This window comes from Tsukamurella pseudospumae (assembly GCF_001575195.1).
Taxonomy (GTDB): Bacteria; Actinomycetota; Actinomycetes; order Mycobacteriales; family Mycobacteriaceae; genus Tsukamurella; species Tsukamurella pseudospumae.
This window is the reverse complement of record NZ_LSRF01000057.1, coordinates 256,780-277,741: the sequence shown is the minus strand read 5'-3', so window position 1 is coordinate 277,741 and position 20,962 is coordinate 256,780. Positions and strand designations below refer to the sequence as shown.

General features: G+C 70.3%; 20 protein-coding genes. 6 read left to right on the top strand and 14 right to left on the bottom strand.

The genetic code is table 11. The annotated features are described in order from the left end of the window. Together AXK60_RS18460 and AXK60_RS18455 are read left to right on the top strand one after the other, a co-directional pair. Positions 1 to 277, top strand: a 277-nt coding sequence (locus AXK60_RS18460; RefSeq protein WP_175400064.1) for a transposase, incomplete at its 5' end; no start/stop codon positions are given. 267 nt (positions 278 to 544) lie between these two features. Further along, complete coding sequence (locus AXK60_RS18455) at positions 545 to 1,069, top strand: hypothetical protein (protein ID WP_139058031.1); 525 nt, start codon at positions 545 to 547, stop codon at positions 1,067 to 1,069. On the opposite strand, the gene AXK60_RS18450 is transcribed toward AXK60_RS18455, so the two are convergent. The 4 genes from AXK60_RS18450 to AXK60_RS18435 form a co-directional block, all read right to left on the bottom strand. Then, on the bottom strand, positions 1,066 to 2,115 hold the full coding sequence (locus tag AXK60_RS18450; RefSeq protein ID WP_068573408.1) for a threonine aldolase family protein: 1,050 nt from the start codon (positions 2,113 to 2,115) through the stop codon (positions 1,066 to 1,068). The two genes, AXK60_RS18455 and AXK60_RS18450, sit on opposite strands and share 4 nt — an antisense overlap. Beyond that, entirely contained in the window at positions 2,112 to 2,816 is a 705-nt protein-coding gene (locus AXK60_RS18445) for an SDR family NAD(P)-dependent oxidoreductase (RefSeq protein ID WP_068573406.1), read from the bottom strand. The genes AXK60_RS18450 and AXK60_RS18445 overlap by 4 nt, the downstream gene beginning before the upstream one ends. Beyond that, entirely contained in the window at positions 2,813 to 4,930 is a 2,118-nt protein-coding gene (locus tag AXK60_RS18440) for a DUF6421 family protein (protein ID WP_068573403.1), read from the bottom strand. Before AXK60_RS18440 ends, AXK60_RS18445 begins: the two co-directional genes overlap by 4 nt. A 162-nt stretch (positions 4,931 to 5,092) precedes the next feature. Beyond that, complete coding sequence (locus AXK60_RS18435) at positions 5,093 to 6,598, bottom strand: amino acid permease (RefSeq protein ID WP_068573401.1); 1,506 nt, start codon at positions 6,596 to 6,598, stop codon at positions 5,093 to 5,095. A 50-nt stretch (positions 6,599 to 6,648) separates the two neighbouring features. Between AXK60_RS18435 and AXK60_RS18430 the strand changes: the two genes are divergently transcribed. Together AXK60_RS18430 and AXK60_RS18425 are read left to right on the top strand one after the other, a co-directional pair. After that, positions 6,649 to 7,197 (top strand): CGNR zinc finger domain-containing protein, encoded by a 549-nt coding sequence (locus tag AXK60_RS18430; protein WP_068573399.1) that lies wholly within the window; start codon positions 6,649 to 6,651, stop codon positions 7,195 to 7,197. A gap of 17 nt (positions 7,198 to 7,214) precedes the next feature. After that, entirely contained in the window at positions 7,215 to 8,414 is a 1,200-nt protein-coding gene (locus AXK60_RS18425; RefSeq protein ID WP_082778107.1) for a serine/threonine-protein kinase, read from the top strand. Positions 8,415 to 8,454: 40 nt separating this feature from the next. Here AXK60_RS18425 and AXK60_RS18420 read toward each other — a convergent pair whose 3' ends face one another. From AXK60_RS18420 to AXK60_RS18410, 4 genes are all read right to left on the bottom strand, one after another. Continuing rightward, positions 8,455 to 8,853, bottom strand: a complete 399-nt coding sequence (locus tag AXK60_RS18420; RefSeq protein ID WP_139058030.1) for a hypothetical protein — start codon at positions 8,851 to 8,853, stop codon at positions 8,455 to 8,457. Positions 8,854 to 9,087: 234 nt separating this feature from the next. After that, positions 9,088 to 9,759 carry a LuxR C-terminal-related transcriptional regulator gene (locus tag AXK60_RS18415; protein ID WP_068573395.1) on the bottom strand — a complete coding sequence of 224 codons (672 nt, stop codon included), beginning with the start codon at positions 9,757 to 9,759 and terminating at the stop codon, positions 9,088 to 9,090. Between the two features lie 29 nt (positions 9,760 to 9,788). Then, a complete protein-coding gene (locus tag AXK60_RS27840) occupies positions 9,789 to 9,911 on the bottom strand; it encodes a hypothetical protein (RefSeq protein WP_269451172.1) in 123 nt (40 codons plus the stop codon). Between the two features lie 64 nt (positions 9,912 to 9,975). Further along, on the bottom strand, positions 9,976 to 11,361 hold the full coding sequence (locus AXK60_RS18410; RefSeq protein ID WP_414930000.1) for an ATP-binding protein: 1,386 nt from the start codon (positions 11,359 to 11,361) through the stop codon (positions 9,976 to 9,978). A 143-nt stretch (positions 11,362 to 11,504) separates the two neighbouring features. Here AXK60_RS18410 and AXK60_RS18405 point away from each other — a divergent pair, with 143 nt between their 5' ends. Continuing rightward, positions 11,505 to 12,872 carry a PspC domain-containing protein gene (locus tag AXK60_RS18405; protein ID WP_068573393.1) on the top strand — a complete coding sequence of 456 codons (1,368 nt, stop codon included), beginning with the start codon at positions 11,505 to 11,507 and terminating at the stop codon, positions 12,870 to 12,872. Continuing rightward, entirely contained in the window at positions 12,862 to 13,098 is a 237-nt protein-coding gene (locus tag AXK60_RS26580; protein WP_139058029.1) for a hypothetical protein, read from the top strand. Before AXK60_RS18405 ends, AXK60_RS26580 begins: the two co-directional genes overlap by 11 nt. On the opposite strand, the gene AXK60_RS18400 is transcribed toward AXK60_RS26580, so the two are convergent. The 6 genes from AXK60_RS18400 to guaB form a co-directional block, all read right to left on the bottom strand. Next, complete coding sequence (locus AXK60_RS18400; RefSeq protein ID WP_068573391.1) at positions 13,031 to 13,837, bottom strand: SDR family oxidoreductase; 807 nt, start codon at positions 13,835 to 13,837, stop codon at positions 13,031 to 13,033. The genes AXK60_RS26580 and AXK60_RS18400 overlap by 68 nt on opposite strands. An 82-nt stretch (positions 13,838 to 13,919) precedes the next feature. After that, positions 13,920 to 15,485: a glutamine-hydrolyzing GMP synthase gene (guaA, locus tag AXK60_RS18395; RefSeq protein WP_068573389.1), complete on the bottom strand. Its 1,566-nt coding sequence runs from the start codon at positions 15,483 to 15,485 to the stop codon at positions 13,920 to 13,922. 89 nt (positions 15,486 to 15,574) lie between these two features. Then, positions 15,575 to 16,231: a DNA alkylation repair protein gene (locus AXK60_RS18390; protein WP_068573387.1), complete on the bottom strand. Its 657-nt coding sequence runs from the start codon at positions 16,229 to 16,231 to the stop codon at positions 15,575 to 15,577. A 56-nt stretch (positions 16,232 to 16,287) separates the two neighbouring features. Further along, on the bottom strand, positions 16,288 to 18,033 hold the full coding sequence (locus AXK60_RS18385) for an FAD-dependent oxidoreductase (RefSeq protein ID WP_068573385.1): 1,746 nt from the start codon (positions 18,031 to 18,033) through the stop codon (positions 16,288 to 16,290). A 112-nt stretch (positions 18,034 to 18,145) separates the two neighbouring features. Further along, entirely contained in the window at positions 18,146 to 19,315 is a 1,170-nt protein-coding gene (locus tag AXK60_RS18380) for a GuaB3 family IMP dehydrogenase-related protein (protein ID WP_068573383.1), read from the bottom strand. 68 nt (positions 19,316 to 19,383) lie between these two features. Then, the gene (guaB, locus tag AXK60_RS18375) at positions 19,384 to 20,925 is read right to left on the bottom strand and encodes an IMP dehydrogenase (protein WP_068573380.1); all 1,542 of its coding nucleotides are present in this window, start codon (positions 20,923 to 20,925) and stop codon (positions 19,384 to 19,386) included. Positions 20,926 to 20,962 lie beyond the last annotated feature (37 nt).

The window sequence follows — 20,962 nt, the reverse complement described above, 5'->3', positions numbered from 1 at the left end:
GAACCTCCCCCTGCACCGGTTCGCGAAGAACCGGATCTGGACCGCGATCGCCGCGCTGGCTGCCGACCTCATAGCCTGGACCCAAATGCTCGCCCTGACCAGCCATGATGCCCGCCGGTGGGAACCCAAACGACTGCGCCACCGACTCTTCTGCATCGCCGGATCCATCGCCCGGCACGCCCGCCGCACCCGCCTGCACCTCGCCGCGACAGCCCCCGACACCGGCCTGCTGATCGCCGGCCTACAGCGCCTGAACCGGATGCGAGCACCCACATGACCGACACGACTTCCTTGACAATCCGATCACGAAACACCCCCACGGGACAGTGGAACCCGACGCCACCCGACGCAACACCGGGCCGCATCACCATGCCCACGAACGAAACCCTCACTCGAGGACACCAATCCGAAACCGATCAGGAGGGGACGACCACCTCACGAAAGATCGAGGCTAGATCTTTGGAGCGGTTCAGCGATCTGTCCCGGGATATCCCGGATGCACCATCGACACAACAGCACGCGACCGGCTGCGATAGTCGGAGGCATGACCAGCCTTCCGATGACTGCCGCACTTCGTGCCGTTCTCCGCGCTGTTGTCGCAGGCGCACCTTGCGACGAACGCGCCCTCGAAATGCTGGTCCTCGCGAGCGTCCGAGAAAGCCAGTCGGTCTCGAAAGAACTCAGTAACCGTGAGGGGGCAGTCCACTACTACTCCGGCTACGTCAACTACGGGGATGTCGCAGGATGGATGAGCCCCGACGATCCATTTTCGGAAGCCGTAGTTGTGATCGAGGTCAAGGCATACGCTGCCCTGAACCGCAGAAGCGACGACAGATTCCAGCTGGACCACTACGCACAGGCCGCCCCCAAAGCACGAAAAGTCTACTTAGCCAGTGACCATGGAATGGCCGAACTCGACAAACGAACACCAGAAATCACCTCGAGCTGGGAGCGAGTTCCCTTTGCAGAGTTCGCGAACTTCCTCGACAGCGTTATCGGACGCGAGCTGACAGCAGAGGAGATGGGCGCCGTAAAGGTCGGGAAGCTCCTGGCCCGCTGCGAAAACTAAGCCAGCTGGGCGCGGACCAGCTCGGCGAAGGCGCGGACGTCGTCCTCGGTGGTGTCCCAGGCACACATCCAACGCACCTCGCCGCGGATCTCGTCCCAGAAGTAGAACGGGACCTGCTCCATCAGCGCCTCGGAGGCGGCGAGCGGGAGCTCGGCGAAGACGGCGTTGGACTGCACCGGCTGGGTCAGCTCCACGCCCTCGATCGCGCCCACCAGCTCGGCCAGCAGCCGCGCCATCGCGTTGGCGTGCCCGGCCACCCGCAGATACCGGTCGTCCTCGAACAGGGCCAGGAACTGCGCGGCCAGGAAGCGCTGCTTCGACGCGAGCTGCATCGAGAGCTTGCGCACGTACTCCACACCGCCGGCCCGCTCGGCATTGAGGACCAGCACCAGCTCGGCGCCGAGAAGACCGCTCTTAGTGCCGCCGACGCTCACGATGTCGGCACCGATGTCGGTGGTAATGGCGCGCAGCGGAACACCGAGGCTCGCAGCGGCATTGGCGAGACGGGAGCCGTCGATGTGCAGCAGCCAGTCGCGCTCGTGCGCGTACTCGGCGAGGGCCCGCAGCTCGTCGGGGGTGTAGACCGTGCCGAGCTCGGTGGACTGCGCCACCGACAGCACCCGCGGCTGCGCCCAGTGCACATCGCCCGCGCGGTCGGGGACGGCGGCGGTGATCGCCTCGGGCGTCAGCTTCCCACCGGCGGTCGGCACGACGAACAGCTTGAGTCCCGCCACCTTCTCCGGGGCACCGCCCTCGTCGACGTGGATGTGCCCCGAATCTGCGCACACCACGGCGGACCAGCGATCGCTCACCGCAGACAGCGCGACGACATTCGCGCCGGTGCCGTTGAACACCGGGAACGCCTGCGCGCCCGCGCCGAACAGCTCGACGATCCGCTCCCCCAGCGCCGCGGTGTACACGTCGGCGCCGTAGGCACCCTGGTGGCCCAGGTTGGCCTCGGCCACGGCCTCGAGCACCTCCGGCAGCACGCCGGCGTAGTTGTCGCTCGCGAAGCCTCGCTTCGCGGGATCGTGCAGTGGCGTCATGCCTTCGCCTCCGGAACCAGGGTTTCGACGGTGCCGTTCGCCTCGGCCGGAGAGACGTCCCACAGCGCCACCAGGGCATCGGCGACATCGCCGATCGGCGTGTAGCGCGGGAACTTCCGCTCGGGCGCATCGGCCTTCATCTGCGGGGTGAGCAACGCCATGACGCGCACGATCACCGCGGCGGCACCGGTGCCGGTGAAGGCGTCGGCGAGTGCCAAGGTCCACGCCTCGGACGCCGCCTTCGCGGCGGCATACGCCGCGTTCTTCGCAGTCGGCTTCGCCACCGAGGTCGACGAGATGATCGCCACCCGCGCATCGGGACTCGCGATCAGCGCCGAGTACAGCGCCTGCGTGACGTTCTGCAGACTCCGGATCAGCCCGGCCTCCAGGAAGTCCCAGTCCGCCGGATCGGCCTCGTCGATCGGCACACCGCCGCGCCAACCGCCCACCAGGTGCAGCAGCCCGTCGACACCGTCGTGCGCCGCGCGGATCTCCTCCACCGCAGCGCGGACCGCCGTCCGATCGGCGAGGTCCGCACGGTAGGCGGAAACACCCTCCAGGGAGGCGATCTCCGCGGCGGGCGCGCCGCGGGTGATGACGGCGACCTTCGCCCCCGCCGCTACCAGCCTGCGCACGACCTCCTGGCCGAGCGCTCCGTTCGCGCCCGTCACCACGACGGTGCGTCCCGTCACGCCGCTCATGCCGGCACCTCGATCGGGGCCGATGCCGTGATGCCCCGCGCGCTCTCGATCACGGCGCTCATCTTACGGCGCAGCGCCTCGTAGAACACGTTGAGCGGGAACTCGTCCGGCAGCACCAGGTCCACCAGCCCGCGCGGCTCACCGTCGAGAGGCAGAGCCTCCGGGCCCTTCGCCCAGACGGAACCCGGGCCGGGCGCCACGTAGGACGAGACGAACTGATAACTCGCCAGCCACTGCCCCACCTTGGACCGATCGATGCCGGTGCGGTAGAGCTCCTCGATCTCCTCGCCGAGGCGGATCACCTGGAGCGGCAGCTCCTTCCAGTCGAAGGAGAGCCGATTGTCGCGCCAGCGCAGTGCGCCGTGGCGGTGCAGGTAGGCGAACAGCAGCTGGCCGCCGAGTCCGTCGTAGTTACGCACCCGGTCGCCCGTGATCGGGAACCGGAAGAGCCGGTCGCACAGGATCGCCAGCTGCACCGGCAGTCCGTAGGGGTGCCCCTCCTGCTCGAGGCGGTACGCCTCACGGAAGGTGGTCAGGTCGCAACGCAGTTCCTCGAGGGCGTACTGCCAGTACGGCATCCGCTGCTTGATCATGAACGGATCGAAGGGCAGGTCACCGCGGCTGTGGGTGCGGTCGTGGATCAGGTCCCACATGGCGAAGGTGGACTGGGCCAGCGCCTGCGAGGCGACCAGACGCTCACCGTCGGGCGGGAGCTGCAGCGAGAGGATCTCGCTCGCGGCGCCCGTGACCCGGCGGAACCGGGCGGCCTCGCGGTCGCAGAAGATGGCGCCCCAGTGGAACTCGGGCGTCCGCGCCACCGTCACGGTCTCGGGGAAGAGGACCGCGGAGTGGGTGTCGTAGCCCGGGGTGAAGTCCTCGAAGGCCACGGACAGGAACTTCTCGTTCCCGTAGCGGCGCTCGACATCGGCGAGCCACTCGGGCCACACCACGCGCAGCAGCACGGCCTCGAAGACCTTGCCGGCGTTGCCGTTCTGCGTGTACATCGGGAACACCACGAGGTGCTCCGCGCCGTCGGCGCGGTCCAGGTCGGGCCGGAAGGCGGCGAGGGACTCGTCGAACTCCGGGCGGGCGAAACCGCTCTCGACCCAGCTCCGGAAGTCGCGCGGCAGCGCGGCGAGGTACTCCGCGTCGTGCGCGAACAGCGGTGCGAGCGCGGCGATGCGGGCCACGATCTCGTCGACCAGCTCCCCGGCCCGCGCGTGATCGGCGGGCTCGGCGACGGCACCGTCGGCGCCCTGGAGTCCGCGCAGGTCCTCGACGGCGGACTTGAGCGCCACCCAGTCGGCACTGCGGGCCACGGCGGAGGCACCGTCGGACGCGGAGTCCTGGTGCGCACCCGCGGCCCAGGTGACCGCGTTGGTCCACAGCGTGCGCTGATCGAGGTCGTCGATGCAGTCGTCGCCGAAGAGATCCGAGTCCGAGAACACCACGACCCGGCCGCGGCCCACCTGCAGCGCCGCCGCGAGGGGGCGACCCGCGGGCGAGGCGGTGGGGCTGGTGCGTGCGAGCACGACGGCGTCGGCGGGAACGTCGAGCACGCCGGTGCGGTAGAAGACCGCGCCCTCGACGGCGGCGACGATGCCCTGCCCGCCCAGCTCGGGGGCGATGTCCGAGCGCACCCAAGTAGCGTTGCCGCCGTGCCGCCGGTCGCCCGCGGCCTCCTGGACGACCACGGACTCGACGTGCACGCCGAACCGGCCCAGCAGCTCGTCGAGGTTGTTGCCGGAGGTGGCGGTGTCGCACTCCGCGAGCACGACGAGCCCGCCGCCGGCCCGCACGTACTGCTCGATCGCGTCGAGCTCGGCGGGGGCGTAGACGGGCGGCAGATCGCCGGTGGTCCGCTCGACGCCCTGCCGGGCGAGGTGCGGGATCACGTACACGTCCGTCTCACGGAGCGCGTCGACGGTGACCTGCGGGAACAGCCCGTCCGCCACGGACATCCCGCGACGGCGCAGGGCCTGCACCGCCTGCGCGAGGCTGACATCTCCGGGGTTCACGGGCACCAGCTCGCGGGCGCGGTCCAGGGTGGTCGCCCAGGCGCAGCTGCGGGCCTGTTCGACTACCACGCGCGGGAACACGGAATTTTCAGACATAACCGTTCCGATCATTTGCCTCTTACATCTCTTAACGCGATTTTAGCGGTCGAGGGCCTTGATTTCGAGCGGAACGGCACAGTTCGTACGGAGCGGGCGCAGAGGACGACGGCCGACCGGGTGAGGAACCCGGTCGGCCGTACGCGAAGAGGTACGAGTCGGTCAGCCCACCCGGTCGGGATCGTGGTGCGCCGAGGCGGCGGCGACCGGCGACAGATCCGCGGCCGCGGGATCGACGGTCGGCGACTTCGTGACCAGCTTGTGCCCCCACCACAGCCCGAGGAACAGGATCAGCGCGGCGTAGGTGGTGAGCAACAGACTGACACTGCCGCCCGTGTCGGAATCGTTGACGGCGACGTAGTACTGGCCCGCGACGACCGCGACGCACATGAGGAGCGCCACGATCGGCCCCGCCGGGTACAGCCAGGCCTTATAGGGCAGAACGTCGAGCGAGCGCCCCTGCGCGTTCCACGCCCTGCGGAACTTGTAGTGCGCCCACGCGATCCCGATCCAGGTCACGAATCCGGCCACCGACGATGCGGCGACCAGAACCGTGTACGCGGCACCGTCGCCCTTCGGGCCGGCGAGGAAGCACAGGCAACCGATCAGCGTGGTCGCCGCGGTGGCCGCGATGGGAACACCGGCCTTCGTCACCCGAGCGAAGATCTTCGGGGCGTTGCCGTCCACCCCCAGGCCGTACAGCGCGCGCGTGGCGGCGAACAGGCTGGCGTTGCCGGCCGAGAGGATCGCGATGAGGATGACCGCGTTCATGATCGACGCCGCGGCATCGATACCCGCGAGCTTGAACACCAGGGTGAACGGCGCCACCGCGACGTTCTCCGCGGACGCGTCGAGCAACTCGGGGCTGGTGTACGGGATGAGGAAGGCGATGATCGTGAGCGTGCCGATGTAGAAGACCAGGATCCGGAAGAACACGGTCCGCACCGCGCGCGGGATCGCGCTCTTGGGTTCGATCGCCTCGCCCGCGGCGACCGCGATCATCTCCGTGCCCTGGAAGGCGAAGCCGGCAATGAGGAACACCGAGAGCATGCCGAGCGGGAAGTCCACGAACGGCGCGTCGCCGACGGTCCAGTTCTGGAAACCCGGAGCCGGTCCGTCACCGACCGCTCCCACCACCATGAGCACGCCGACGATCAGGAAGATCACCACGGCGATCACCTTGATCGACGCGAACCAGAACTCGGCCTCACCGAACGCCTTCACCGCGAACAGGTTCAAGGCCAACAGTCCGACGAGGAATATCACCGACCAGACCCAGGTGGGGACGTCGGGCAGCCAGAACTTCATGATCAGCCCGCCTGCGACCACCTCCGCGGCCAGCGTGATCGACCAGTTGAACCAGTAGTTCCACCCGGCGGCGAAGCCGAAGGACTTGCTGACGAACCGGGTACCGTACTCCTCGAACGGGTTGCTGCACGGCAGGTACGCCGACATCTCGCCGAGGCTCTGCATGAGGAAGAAGACCATGACGCCCATGAGCGCGTAAGCCGTGAGGGCACCGCCGGGGCCGGCCTGGCTGATCGTGGCGCCGGACGCCACGAACAGGCCCGTGCCGATGGCACCGCCGAGCGCGAGCATGCTGATGTGGCGGCTCTGCAGGCCCTTGCGCAGGGTCTCGTCCGGGGTGATTCCAAGGGGGCTCGACACCCGATGAGAGTAGCGACCGCGACGCCGCTGCGGATACCATTCGCTACGACATGTTCTCGTACGACACCCGTTCCGCTCTGGCCAGCGCCGCCGACCTCGTGAACACCGCCCCCGACGCGCGCACCGGCCGGTACGAACGACTCCCCGACGTCGCCGCACTGCGCTCCTTCGTCGAGCGCTGGGGCTGGACGGGGCCCATCCCGCTGCGCGAGGACGAGCTCGACCGGGTGCACGCCGTCCGCCGCGTCCTGCGCGGCCTGTGGGATCTCGCCGGCGACGAGGCCGGCACCGTCGACCTGGTGAACCGCATGCTGCGCGATGCGGCCGTACTGCCCCAGCTCGTCCGGCACGACGACTGGCCGTACCACCTGCACGGTTGGAACGACGGGACGCCGATCGCCGAGCGCTTCCTCGCCGAGCCCGCGATGGGCATGGTCGACGTGGTGCGCGCCGACGCGCTGGACCGCCTGCGGCACTGCGCCGCTCCCGACTGCGCCGGGGTGCTCGTGGACTTCTCGCGCAACTCCTCGCGCCGGTTCTGCGACGACGGCTGCAACAACCGCCTCAACGTGGCCGCGTACCGCGCGCGCCGCGCCTGACCTCTAGGATCAACGGCGTGGCGGAATCGACGGGTGCGGGCGGAGCGATCAGGGGCGTTCCGGGGCCCGATCACCTGGTCGCCGGGCGGTACCGCCTGACCTCGAAGATCGGCGGCGGCGGCATGGGCGCCGTGTGGCTGGCCCGGGACGAGCGGCTCGAGCGCGAGGTGGCCGCCAAGCAGGTGATCTCCACCGAGGGCCTCACCGAGGAACAGGCGGATGAGCTGCGCAAGCGGGCCCTGCACGAGGGCCGGCTCGCGGCGCGGCTGCAGCACCGCAACGCCGTCGCGATGTACGACGTGGCCCTGGACCGCGGCGAGCCCTGGCTGGTCATGGAATACCTCCCGTCGCGTTCGCTCGCGCAGGTGCTGCACATGACGGGGACGATGCCCGAGCGGCAGGTCGCGCAGATCGGCGCACAGGTGGCCGACGCGCTGATCGAGGCGCACGAGTCGGGGATCATCCACCGCGACATCAAGCCCGGCAACATCCTCATCGCGAACCGGGGCCGCGCGTCGGGCACCGTCAAACTCTCGGACTTCGGCATCGCGCGGGCCGAGGGCGACGATGCCGGCCCGGCCGGGATCATCACCGGCACGCCCGCCTACTTCGCCCCCGAGGTGGCCCGCGGCACCGAGCCGTCCGAGGCCTCGGACCTCTACTCGCTGGGCGCCACGCTCTACACCGCGTTGGAGGGCACGCCGCCCTTCGGTGTGGACGACGACTCGATCCGGTTGCTGCACAAGGTCGCTCTGGGGCAGATCGATCCACCCAAGCACGACGGCGCACTGACCCACGTCATCCTCGACATGCTGCAGCCGAGCCCCAAGCGGCGCCCGTCGCTGGCTGAGGCACGGGACCGGCTCGCGGAGGTCGCGGCCGCCGGCGGCAACCCCGCCGCGATCCTGGCCGCCCCGCTGCAGGCCTCCGAGGGCGCGCCCGCGGTCTGGCTGCGCCGCACCGCCGGGGAACGCTCAGCGGGAGCGTCCGGGGAACGCGGTTCGACGGTGCGCCCGGCATCGTCAGGCAGGCCGGGCGCGTCCGGACCCGTCGAGCGCAAGCGTCCCGTCCCGCCCGCACCGCGGCCGAGCGCCTACGTCCCGCCGCCCGTGGCGCCGCCGACGAAGATGTCGAACACCATGCTGGCAGCGTGGATCATCGGTGGGTTCATCGTGCTGGCCGCGATCATCGCGGGGATCATCGTCGCCCTGGGCTGACGCGATATCGGCAGCGCGCGGCCGAAGACAGCCGGAAAACTCACTTCTCCACGTACACCGCGACGATGAGATTCACTCCTCCCATCTTCGCGGCGTCGAACAGCTCACTGAGGCGTTGTTGGCGAATCCCCCTCTTGGCCAGCAGCTCATCGAGGTCCGGTTGCCGCGTGGGCATCACACCGAGGTAGAAGTGATCACTTCCCGCTGCCCCGATCGCCGCTGTTACCGTCAAGTCCGACTCGGGCAGCTCCGTCACGCCTTCGCCAGTCGGGATGGCAAGCAAGATCGGAGGTGATGGCAGCCCAGTGGGCGGATTGCTCGGATATCCCAGCAAGCGTTTGGCATCCGCGACCGTCATTCCGACCAGATCGTCCAGGTCGACCTTGGTGAACCGGCCATCCACCGCTGCCTGAATTTCCGACGCCGTTCGGGAATCCATCTGCGGTCCCACAGGATCCGAGACGGTGCATCCACTGGCGGCCGATATCGCCAGCGCCGCAAGAAGCGACACCGCAAAATTTCGCATAGTTGATTACAGCATGAGTGTCCGCTATCGGCGCGCAAGCGCCCCGCGATATCGGCAGCGCGCGGCCGGTAGCTCTGAACGCTGCCGGCAATCGGCAGCGCCCACGAATGTCAGCAGCGCGCGGCCACAACCTCAGCGGCCGGGAACTCAGTCCGCGAGGTGGCGGGTGTGGGCCCAGCGGGTGAGCGCGTTGCGGTTGCTCTGCTGGGTCTTGCGGAGCACATTCGAGGCGTGGGTCTCGACCGTCTTCACCGAGATGAACAGGTCCTCGGCGATCTCCTTGTAGGTGTAGCCGCGGGCCAAGAGGCGCAGCACCTCGAGCTCGCGCGGGGTGAGCGAGTCCAGCTCCGGGTCGAGCGCGGGCTCCGGTACCGGCGAGCGGCCGGTGAACGAGTCGAGCACGAAACCGGCCAGCCGAGGCGAGAACACGGCGTCGCCCTCGGCGACCCGGCGCACCGCGTCGGCCAGTTCCTGCCCCGAGATCGTCTTCGTGACATAGCCGCGCGCGCCCGCGCGGATCGTGGCGATCACGTCCTCCGCGGCGTCGGAGACGCTGAGCGCCAGGAAGACCGGCATCTTCTCGAGCTTGGCACGCGGGGCACCGTCGGTCACGCCGCGCAGGACGGCGACACCGCCACCGTCGGGCATGTGGACGTCGAGGAGCACCACGTCCGGTGCGACGGAGAGGATCCCGGCCACGGACTCCGCGACCGTACCCGCCTCCCCCACCACCTCGATGGCGTCCTCGCGGGCCAGCTCGGCGCGCACGCCGGACCGGAACACCCCGTGATCGTCGACCAGGAACACCCGGTAGCTCACGCGTTCTCCTCCACTCGATCCAGTAGTGATCAGTACAGTTCCTGCAGCGGCGGAAGCGACTCCGAGACGCGCTCGGAATCCGCATTCCAGTACCGGATGAACCCCTTCGGATCGGCGAAGACCAGGGCTTGGGTGGGACCGGTGCCGTTCATGCGACGAAGCCTAGTGGGACCCCGCGCACCCGTGGGGGAAGTGCTCGTCGCGTCGGCCGGGTGCTCACGATGCGGACGCCTCCGCCTCGCATCGGGGGACCGACATCCTGACCTCGGTACCTCGCCCCGGGGCGGACCGGACCGCGACGGCGCCGCCGCGACGCTCCACCCGCGACCGGATCGACTTCGCCAGGCCCTGCCTGTCCGCCGGCACCGCCTCCGGATCGAATCCCACGCCGCGGTCGCGCACGAACACCGCCACCGAGTCCTCGTCGACCTCCGCGTACGTGTCGATGCTCTCGCAGCCGGAGTGCTTGGCCGCGTTGACCATCGCCTCCCTCGCCGCCCCGAGCAGCGCGGTGAAGCGGTCATCGACGCCCAGCTCCGGTCCCTCGACATCGCCGACCGTGATGACGTCCACGGCCACCGAGTGCGCGTCCTCGACGTCCGCGGCCGCAGCCTTGAGCGCCGCGGCGAGGGACCGCGCCGGCGCCTCCGCCCCGCCGAACAGCCACTCGCGCAGCTCACGCTCCTGGCTGCGGGCCAGACGCTTGACGGCGGCACCGTCGGCGGACTGCTTCTGGATGAGAGCGAGTGTCTGCAGCACCGAATCGTGCAGGTGCGAGGCGATCTCCTCACGCTCGATGGTGCGCACCCGGGCGGCGCGCTCGGCGCCCAGATCGCGCCACATGCGCACCCAGATCGGCACCGTCAGCAGCGCCACGCCCACCAGCGTCAGGACGACCGCGGCGAGTGCCGTCGGGATCGCCGCCACGTCCACCCGGCCGAGGAAGACCACCGCGAGACCGACGATCACCAGCGTGACTCCGCCCAACATGCGCAGCCAGGTGATCAGACGGGAGCCGCCGCCGAGCGCGGTCGACGTTGTACGCGCGGAATCGGCCTCGCGCCAGACCAGCGCGGCGCCGACGCCGATGACGATCACCGGCACCACGAATCCCGCGCTGGTGCTGCTCGCCACCGACGCGAGGGTCGCCGCGCCGACCACGCCGAGTACCGCCAGGGCCAGGCCCTGCCGGCGCTCGGCCGGATCCGGCCGCTCCGTGTCCGTGCCGGGGCGGCACATGAACCACAGCAGCGCGTACATCACGACGCCCGCACCGAGGAGTGCGAGCAGGGTGAAGGCGATGCGGACCTTGGTTACGTCGACGCCCAGGTGATCGGCGACGCCGCCGCACACTCCGCCGATCACCGCGCCGCCGCTGCGACGGTGCATCCGGGGGTACGACGGCGCCGGCGCCGGCTGCCCGGGCGGCGGCACGACCGCGGGCCGGGCCGCGGCAGGCGACGGAGCGGGCGCGCGGAGTCCGGCGGCCTGCGCCTGGTCCGCGCCCTGCTGCCACCCCTGCTGCCAGTTCTGCCAGCCCTGCTGCCACGCCTGCTGGCGAGCCTGGTGCCGCGCCCACCGGCGATCTGCTCGTCTGCTCATGATCCCTCGATGGTGGCACGGATCGTCGCCCTCGGGTATCGGGGAAGCCCCTGAATGTTCACCCTTCACCCCGAGGCGCGGCGCCACGATTTCAGGGTAGATCCCGATGGACCGGGACCGCCGCGCCCCGCAGGATCGAAGGCATGGACACGACAACCCTCTCCAGCCAGCTCCGGCAGATGTGGGAGACCAGGCCGCTCCGGGCCCGGCAAGCGCCGATCGCCGGCGTCTGCACGGGTTTCGCCCGCCGCTACCAGGTGGACGTCGCGCTCGTGCGTGCCGCCTTCATCGGTGCGACGGTGCTCGGCGGGCTCGGCTTCATCGCCTACATCGTCGGGATCTTCGTCCTCCCCAAGGAATCCGAGTACGCGTACGGCACGCCCGTGCAGCGCTCCGGGCCGCCCACCATCGTCCTGATCATCGCGGCTGTCCTCGCCGTGACCTTCGGCAGCAACTTCAGCTCGTCGTGGCCGGGCGCCGGATTGATCAGCCTGGCCCTGCTGTTGGCCGGCTGGTACGCGCTGCACCAGCGCCTCCCCGTCCCCCCGCCCGGCACCGCCGTCACGACCCGGTTCGCCCCCGCCCCCGTGGGCGCCTGGCAGCCGCCCGCCGCGCAGTTCCCGTGGCAGCCCGTGTGGACGCCGCCGACCGCGGGAACCGTCCCGTCCGAGCCCGCGCCGCCCAGCGCCGCACCGGAATCGGCACCGTCGGAAGCTGCGTCGTCGGAGGCAGCACCGTCGGGCGCGGCACCGTCGGACCCCGTGAACCTGCGCAAGGCACCCGAGGCGGGCCCCCGCACCCGGGACGTGACGCAGGCGACGGAGGAGATCCACCCGCCGCGCTGGGATCCGCTGGGCGCCGCTCCCTTCGCCTGGGACCTGCCCGAGCCCGCCTCCGCGGTGACGCCGGTCCCGGTCGTCCCGAAGCGGCGCACCCGCGTGACCCCGGTGACCCTCGGCATCGCACTGTTGACCGCCGCAGCGATCGCCACCATGAACCTCGTTCTCGGCGTGCCGATCTCGCCCGTGGTGGGCGCCGCGATCGTGCTGGCCGTGGTGGGCGGCGGCCTCGTCATCGGCGCGTTCCGGCGCTCCGGATACGGCCTCCTGTTCGCGGCGATCCCCCTCGCGGGCGTCGTCGTGGTCGGCACGATGGCGCAGAACGTGGTCACCGGCCTCGCCGATGCGCCGCGCGGCGACCAGAGGTTCACGGTGACCACGCCGACCGACCTGCGCGAGAGCTACACCACGCAGGTCGGCTCGCTGAAGCTCGACCTGACCGGGCTCACACTCGACCACGACCGCACGGTATCGACCCGGGTGGGCGTGGGCGACACCAAGATCCGCGTGCCGGCCGGCATGAACGTCCGCGTGAACTGCTCCGTCTCCGTGGGCGAGGCTCAGTGCCCCGACGGACTCAGCGTCGGCAAGGACGCGAAGCCCGACGCCCCCACCCTGACGATCAACGCCCAGGGCAACATCGGCAACGTGGAGGTGAACCGTGACCGGTGATACGTCCCATCGGCTGTCCCCCGCCCTGCTCGTCGCAGGCCTCGCCTCCCTCGTGATCGCGGCGTGGGCGATCCTCGGCGGCCCCGGACTGGTGAACGCGGGAACGCTCCTCGGCGGCCTCGCGATCGCCGCCGTCGCCGCGGCCGGGCTGGTGCTGATCAGGCCCCGAACGCGGCCCGATTCTTCGAAGCCCACTGCGCCAGGCTCGTCGCCGGACGACCACTGAGATCCTCGACCAGCGAGTTCGCCTCCTGCCGGTACCGGCGGGAGGCGTCCTGCAGGTCCAAGTACCAGCCGGCCATGTCGCCCATCTCCGCCGCGAGAGCCGCTTCGGCGGCCTCGCGGCTGATCTGTTCGAACCGCACCTCCCGGCCGATGCCCTCACCGATCTGCGCGGCCATCTCGACCCGGGTCAGGAAGCTCGGGCCGGTGAGCTCGTAGACCTCCCCGACATGCGCCGACCGGTCCTCGGCCGCGAGCAGCGCGGCCGCGACCGCGGCGATGTCGTCCATCGAGATCGGCGCACTCCCCGCGTCCGGGTAGGGCTCGCGGACCACGCCCGCGGCCACCTGTCCCGCCCAGCCCGCGAAGTTCTCCATGAACTCGCCCGGGCCGAGAACCGTCACGTCGATGCCGCTCGCGAGGATGGTGTCCGTGAGCGCCTGCCAGTGCGCGCTGCCCGAGGTCGCGACCACGTACTCGACACCCGCGTCCTTCGCCCGCCGCAGCACCTCCTCCGCCGTGGGCTCGTACGGCGCGAGGTACATCGCGGTCACGCCGTCGAAGGCACCGTCGAGCGTCTCCGGCTTGCCGATGAAGCCGCTGAAGGCCTCGATCCGGCTCGGCAGCGCCGCCTTCGCGGGGTTCGTGGTGAGCGCCCGGATGTCGGTGACACCCCTCGCCACCAGCTCGTCGACCACTTTCCGCCCGATGTTGCCCGTCGCACCCGTCACCAGAATCGTCATGGCATCGACCGTACCGGCGGCTCCGGTCAGAACGTGACCGCTATGTCATTCCCCCGGGGCTCCGCCCCCGAGCACCCCCGCCCTACTCCCACTCGATGGTCCCCGGCGGCTTGCTCGTCACGTCGAGCACCACGCGGTTGACGTCCTCCACCTCGTTGGTGATGCGGGTCGAGATGATCTCGAGCGTCTCGTAGGGCACGCGCGTCCAGTCCGCGGTCATCGCGTCCTCGGAGCTGACCGGCCGCAGCACGACCGGGTGGCCGTAGGTGCGGCCGTCGCCCTGCACGCCCACGCTGCGGACGTCCGCGAGCAGCACGACCGGGCACTGCCAGATGGTGCCGTCCAGGCCCGCGGCGGTGAGCTCCTCGCGGGCGATCGCGTCGGCCTTGCGCAGCAGGTCCAGCCGGTCCTTCGTGACCTCGCCGACGATGCGGATCGCCAGGCCCGGGCCGGGGAAGGGCTGCCGGCCGACGATCTCCTCCGGCAGACCCAGTTCGCGGCCCACGGCGCGGACCTCGTCCTTGAACAGCAGGCGCAGCGGCTCGACGAGGGTGAACTCCAGGTCCTCCGGGAGGCCGCCCACGTTGTGGTGGCTCTTGATGTTCGCGGTACCCGCGCCGCCGCCGGACTCGACGACGTCCGGGTACAGCGTGCCCTGGACGAGGAAGTCGACGGTGGTGTCGGCGTTCCCCACGACCTCGCTGACCGCGCCCTCGAACGAGCGGATGAACAACTCACCGATGGTCTTGCGCTTGGTCTCCGGATCACTGACTCCGGCGAGGCGATCCAGGAAGGTCTTCTCGGCGTCGACGGTGACCAGGCGCGCGCCCGTGGCCGCGACGAAGTCCGTCTGCACCTGCTCGCGCTCGCCCTGCCGCAGCAGGCCGTGGTCGACGAAAACACAGGTCAGACGATCACCGATGGCCTTCTGCACCAGTGCCGCCGCGACGGCCGAGTCGACACCGCCGGACAGGCCGCAGATCGCGAGACCGTTCTCCCCGACCTGTGCGCGCACGTCCTCGATCAGCTGCTCCGCGATGTTCGCCGCGGTCCACGTGGGCTTCAGCCCGGCGATCTCGTACAGGAAGCGCGTGAGAACCTCCTGGCCGTGCGGGCTGTGCAGCACCTCGGGGTGGTACTGGACGCCGGCCATCCTCTTCTCGACGTTCTCGAACGACGCCACGGGCGCGCCGGGCGTGGAGGCCACCGTCGAAAAGCCCTCCGGGGCGACCTGCACGGCGTCGTTGTGGCTCATCCACACCGGCTGCTCGGCGGGCAGCCCGACGTGCAGCACACCGTCGCCCGTGGGCGTCAGGGTGGTCCGGCCGAACTCGCGCCCGCCCGTGTTGGCGACGGTGCCGCCGAGGGTCCGGGCCATCATCTGGAAGCCGTAGCAGATGCCGAACACCGGGACGCCGAGGTCGAAGACCGCGGGGTCGAGGTTCGGCGCGTCCTCCGCGTACACCGACGCGGGACCGCCCGACAGCACGATCGCGGCGGGGTTCTTCGCCCGGACCTCCTCGGCGGTGATGGTGTGCGGCACCACCTCCGAGTAGATCCGCGCCTCGCGGACGCGGCGCGCGATGAGCTGCGCGTACTGCGCGCCGAAGTCGACGACCAGAACCGGGTTGGGTGAGGAGTCCGTCACCCGCAACAGTCTAGTTGCCGCCCGCCGCCGGTCAGGACACCAGGGCGGTCACGATTCCCCCGCCTGCCGCAGACGAGGAAGGAACGGCGTCAGCCTTCGCGGCGCCGAACCATCTCGGTGATCCAGATCGGGGCGAAGGGCGAGACGCAGCCCTTCGAGACCGGGTAGTCCGCCAGCACCTGCAGCTCCTCCCCGATGGCCAGGGCGCGGGCCCGGCGGGACGGATCCTCGATGCCGATGGTCGCGAGGGTCTCGTTCATCGCCCACTGCAGCTTCGACGGGGCATCGCGCATCTCCCGCGCGACGGTGTCGAGCAGCACGTCCCGATCGAGGTCGGCCGTGGTCACGGCGTGCGTCGTGAGCGCCCAGCCCGCCGCCCGCACACGCGGGTCGGCGTCGCCCCACCACCGGGTCCGGAGCGCACCCGCATGCGGGGACTTCTTCACCAGGTAGTTCAGCAGCCAGTCGTGCGCCTTGTCGCTGCGGGCGGACCGGAGCATCGCGTCCAGCTCGTCCGCGGTGTACTGCTTCGGCCGGCTGATCAGCAGCGCCACGAGCTGCCCCGCGACATCACCCGAGTCCCACAGCTCGCCGGCCAACTCCCGGTCCGTACCGAGCGACTTCGCCACAGCCCGCAGCTTCGTCAGGTTCACGCCGTGCGGGTCACCGTGCCGCTCGTTGACCGCCCGCGCCTTCGGATCCTCCAGCGCCGCCAACTCGGCCAGTACGTCCTCCACGCGCGTCATGGCACCGAGCGTAGCGACGGCGGACCGTCAGGCCTGCGTGTCCTGACGGCGGACCGTCAGGCCTGCGTGTCCTGCGCCGGCCGGACCTTCGGCAGCGGGAGCAGCAGCTGCCCGGGGGCGCCGGCCGGGACGGCGGGCTTCTGCGGCGCGGTGGGCGCGATCCGCTGGTAGCCCTCGCCCTGCGCGGGGCGCGGGTCCTTCTCGCCCTTGTTCGGCCAGAGCGACGCGGCGCGCTCGGCCTGCGCGGCGATCGACAGCGACGGGTTGACGCCGAGGTTCGCCGAGATGGCGGCACCGTCGACGACGAACAGCGAGGGGTAGCCGTGGATCCGGTGGTACGGGTCGATGACGCCCGTCTCGGGCGTCTCGGAGATGGCTGCGCCGCCGAGGAAGTGGGCCGTCATCGGGACGTTGAAGATGTCGCCCCAGGTGCCGCCGGCCACGCCGTTGAGCTTCTCGGCGCCGATCCGTGCGGCCTCGTTGCCCTTCGGGATCCAGGTGGGGTTCGGCGCGCCGTGGCCCTGCTTGGAGACCATGCGGCGCTTGCTGCTGCCCGGGATCTTCTTGGTGTAGGTGGTGATCGAGTTGTCCAGGCTCTGCATCACCAGCAGGATCAGCACGCGCTGGCCCCAGTCCTTCTGCGTGAGCAGCAGTTTCAGGTCGCTCGGCTTCTTCGCCAGGTCGCGCACGAACCCCTTGAGGCGGGTGCGTCCGGGGCCGCCATCGACCAGGAGCGACTGCAGCATCCCCATCGCGTTGCGGCCGGGCCCGTACCGGACGGGCTCGATGTGGGTGTCCGGCGTCGGGTAGAAGGAGCTGGTGATCGCCACACCCTTGGAGAGGTCCTCGACGGGGTCGACGACGGTGCGCGCCGAGCCCAGGATCGACTCGGAGTTGGTGCGGGTGAGCACGCCCAGACGCTCCGAGAGCTTCGGCAGCGCGCCCGTGTCCTTGAGCGAGTGCAGCAGCGTCTGCGTGCCCCAGGTGCCGGCCGCGAAGACCACGTTGTCGGCGGTGTAGACGGTGCGGTTCTTGCGCACCTTCGCGCCCGTGCGGCGGGTGTACACCTCCCACACGCCCTTGCGTCCCTCCCGGACCCCCGTCACCGTCGTCATCGGGATGAACCGCGCCCCACCGGCCTCGGCCAGGTGGATGTAGTTCTTCATCAGCGTGTTCTTCGCGCCCACCCGGCAGCCCGACATGCACTGGCCGCACTCCGTGCAGCCCGTGCGCGCGGGGCCGGCGCCACCGAAGAACGGGTCGGCGTCGGTGCGGCCCGGCTGGTTGAAGTACACGCCCACCGGGGTCTCGGTGTACGTGTCCGCGACGCCCATCTCCTCGGCGATCTGCTTGATGACCCGGTCCGACGGGGTCTCGTGCGGGTTCTTCACCACGCCCAGCATCCGCCGGGCCTGGTCGTAGAACGGCGACAGCTCGTCGTCCCAGTCCGTGATGTGCTTCCACTGCGGGTCGTTGAAGAACGGCGCCGGAGGCTTGTACAGCGTGTTCGCATAGTTCAGCGAGCCGCCGCCCACGCCCGCACCGGCGAGGACCACGGCGTCGCTGAGCAGGTGGATGCGCTGGATGCCGTACAGGCCCATCGACGGTGCCCACACGAACTTCTTGAGGTTCCAGGTGCTCTCGGCGAAGTCCTCGTCCTCGAACCGCTGCCCGGCCTCGAGCACGCCGACGCGGTAGCCCTTCTCGGTCAGGCGCAGCGCCGTGACGCTGCCACCGAACCCGGAGCCGATCACGAGCACGTCGAAGTGGTCGCCCGTGTTCTGCTTGACTGCCTTGGCCATCTGGCACCCCTCACCCGTCCGCGGAAGGACATGTGTCACCGGGCCGCGGCTGAACGGCCCTACTGACGGGTAACGGTACTACTAAACTCCACTCAATAACAGTGGTTCGCGCTCAGTACGCGACGTTGAGCCCGACCTTCTGGAACTCCTTGAGCTCGCTGTAGCCGGACTTGGCCATCGACCGGCGCAGGCCACCGACCAGGTTCAACTGGCCGTTCGGCTCCGTCGACGGGCCGTTCAGGATCGTCGCGAGCGACGGTGCGGCGCCCACCGCCGCGTCGTCGCCGGCGTCCAGCCCGCCCAGCTGCGCGGGCGCGACCGCGCCGCGCGGGATCGACGGGTGGGCGGCCACCGACGGCCAGTACCAGCCCTTGCCCGGTGCCTCGGCGGCGAGGGCGAGCGGAGCGCCCAGCATGGTGGCGTCGGCGCCGCACGCGATCGCCCGCGCGACATCGCCGGCGCTGTAGATGTCGCCGTCGGCGATCACGTGCACGTAGCGGCCGCCGGTCTCGTCCAGGTAGTCCCGGCGGGCCGCGGCGGCGTCGGCGATGGCCGTGGCCATCGGGACGCCGATGCCGAGCACCTCACGGGTCGTGGTGGACCCCTCGGCGGAGCCGTAGCCGACGATGACGCCGGCCGCGCCGGTCCGCATCAGGTGCAGTGCGGTGCGGTGATCGCTCACGCCGCCCGCGACCACCGGCACGTCGAGATCGCCGATGAAGGTCTTGAGATTCAGTGCCGAGCCCTCGTTCGAGACGTGCTCCGCCGAGATGATCGTGCCGTGGATGACCAGCAGGTCGATCCCGGCCTTGATCAGCACCGGCGTCAGCTCCTGAGCGCGCTGCGGCGAGACGCGCACGGCCACCGTCACCCCCGCGTCGCGCACCCGGCCCACGGCGGCGGCGAGCAGCTCGGGATCCAGCGGCGCGGCGTGCAGCTCCTGCAGGCGGCGGATCGCGGCGATGCCGGTGATGTCGGACGCGGCGAGCGCCACGACCTCCTCGAGCTTCGCCTCGGCATCGCGGTGCCGCGAGTAGAGGCCCTCGGCGTTGAGCACGCCCAGGCCGCCCAGCTTCCCGAGCTCGATCGCGAACTCCGGCGAGCCGATCGCGTCCGTGGGATGCGAGAGGATCGGGGTGTCGAAGCGGTACGCGTCGAGCTGCCAGGCGGTGGACACCTCCTTCGAGGAACGCGTGCGGCGCGACGGGACGATGTTCACGTCCTGCAGCTCGTAGGTGCGTCGGGCCGTGCGGCCCATGCCGATCTCAACCATGTCGCGCAACGCGCTCAGTCCTTTCCGGACGGGAGCGGGGCATCGTCGGCCCCGGGGTACGTAAGAGGGCTGCCGGACTACCGCGTGGTGTAGTTCGGCGCCTCGACCGTCATCGTGATGTCGTGCGGGTGCGATTCTTTCAGACCCGCCGCGGTGATCTGCACGAACTGGGCGCGCTGCAGGTCCTCGATGGTCTGGCTGCCGGTGTAGCCCATCGCCGCGCGGAGGCCGCCGGTGAGCTGGTGGATCACCGAGCTCAGTGGGCCGCGGAAGGGCACCCGGCCCTCGATGCCCTCGGGCACCAGCTTGTCCTCGGAGAGCACGTCGTCCTGGAAGTAGCGGTCCTTGGAGTAGGACTTCGCCTGGCCGCGCCCCTGCATGGCGCCGAGGCTGCCCATGCCGCGGTAGCTCTTGAACTGCTTGCCGCCGACGAGGATCAGCTCGCCCGGCGACTCCCCCGTGCCCGCGAGCAGCGAGCCGAGCATCGCCGTCGACGCGCCGGCGGCGAGGGCCTTCGCCACGTCACCCGAGAACTGCAGGCCGCCGTCGGCGATGACGGGGACGCCCGCGGGCGCGCACGCGGCGTTGGCCTCGAGGATCGCGGTGATCTGCGGGGCGCCCACGCCCGCCACGACGCGCGTGGTGCAGATCGAGCCGGGACCCACTCCCACCTTCACGCCGTCGACACCGGCCGCGACCAGAGCGGCCGCACCGCCGCGGGTGGCGACGTTGCCGCCGATGATCTGCACGTCGTCGCCCAGCTCGTGCTTGAGCTTCTCGATCATGTTGAGCACGCCGCTCGAATGGCCGTGCGCCGAGTCGACCACCAGCACGTCGACGCCGGCGTCGCGCAGCGCCATGGCCCGCTCCCACGCCTCGTCGCCCGCGCCGACGGCCGCACCGACGAGCAGCCGACCGTCGGAATCCTTGGTGGCGTTGGGGTGCTGCTCGGTCTTGACGAAGTCCTTGACGGTGATCAGCCCGGTGAGCCTGCCGCTGCCGTCCACGATGGGCAGCTTCTCGATCTTGTGCCGGCGCAGCAGGCCCAGCGCGGCCTCGGCCGTGACGCCCTCCTGCGCGGTGATCAGCGGCGCCTTGGTCATGACCTCGGCGACGGGCCGGTCGAAGTCGACCTCGAAGCGCATGTCGCGGTTGGTGATGATGCCGACCAGCGTGCCCTTCTCGTCCGTGACGGGCAGGCCGGAGATGCGGAACCGGGCGCACATCTCGTCGACCTCGCGGAGCGTGTTCGACGGGCTGCAGGTGACCGGGTTGGTGACCATGCCGGCCTCGGACCGCTTGACGGTCTCGACCTGGCCGGCCTGCGCCTCGATCGACAGGTTGCGGTGCAGCACGCCCATGCCGCCGTTGCGGGCCATGGCAATGGCCATCCGTGCCTCGGTGACAGTGTCCATCGCGGAACTGATCAGCGGGACCCGCAGCGTGATCTCGCGGGTGAGCCTGGTGGAGATGTCGACCCCCGACGGGATGACATCGGAGGCCGCGGGAACGAGGAGCACATCGTCGAAGGTGAGGCCGAGCATGGCGACCTTGGACGGATCGTCACCACCGATGCGAACAGAGCCGGGAGCGGGCGCGGAAGAGGCGGAACGCGTCATGTATCCATGGTACGCGGCGGATACTTCCGCTCGTACA

Coding starts and splice junctions, on each gene's coding strand:
- AXK60_RS18455 (WP_139058031.1), top strand. CDS start 545: ATGACCAGCCTTCCGATGACTGCCGCACTTCGTGCCGTTCTCCGCGCT.
- AXK60_RS18450 (WP_068573408.1), bottom strand. CDS start 2,115: ATGACGCCACTGCACGATCCCGCGAAGCGAGGCTTCGCGAGCGACAAC.
- AXK60_RS18445 (WP_068573406.1), bottom strand. CDS start 2,816: ATGAGCGGCGTGACGGGACGCACCGTCGTGGTGACGGGCGCGAACGGA.
- AXK60_RS18440 (WP_068573403.1), bottom strand. CDS start 4,930: ATGTCTGAAAATTCCGTGTTCCCGCGCGTGGTAGTCGAACAGGCCCGC.
- AXK60_RS18430 (WP_068573399.1), top strand. CDS start 6,649: ATGTTCTCGTACGACACCCGTTCCGCTCTGGCCAGCGCCGCCGACCTC.
- AXK60_RS18420 (WP_139058030.1), bottom strand. CDS start 8,853: ATGGATTCCCGAACGGCGTCGGAAATTCAGGCAGCGGTGGATGGCCGG.
- AXK60_RS27840 (WP_269451172.1), bottom strand. CDS start 9,911: ATGAACGGCACCGGTCCCACCCAAGCCCTGGTCTTCGCCGATCCGAAG.
- AXK60_RS18410 (WP_414930000.1), bottom strand. CDS start 11,361: ATGAGCAGACGAGCAGATCGCCGGTGGGCGCGGCACCAGGCTCGCCAG.
- AXK60_RS18405 (WP_068573393.1), top strand. CDS start 11,505: ATGGACACGACAACCCTCTCCAGCCAGCTCCGGCAGATGTGGGAGACC.
- AXK60_RS18400 (WP_068573391.1), bottom strand. CDS start 13,837: ATGACGATTCTGGTGACGGGTGCGACGGGCAACATCGGGCGGAAAGTG.
- AXK60_RS18390 (WP_068573387.1), bottom strand. CDS start 16,231: ATGACGCGCGTGGAGGACGTACTGGCCGAGTTGGCGGCGCTGGAGGAT.
- AXK60_RS18385 (WP_068573385.1), bottom strand. CDS start 18,033: ATGGCCAAGGCAGTCAAGCAGAACACGGGCGACCACTTCGACGTGCTC.
- guaB (WP_068573380.1), bottom strand. CDS start 20,925: ATGACGCGTTCCGCCTCTTCCGCGCCCGCTCCCGGCTCTGTTCGCATC.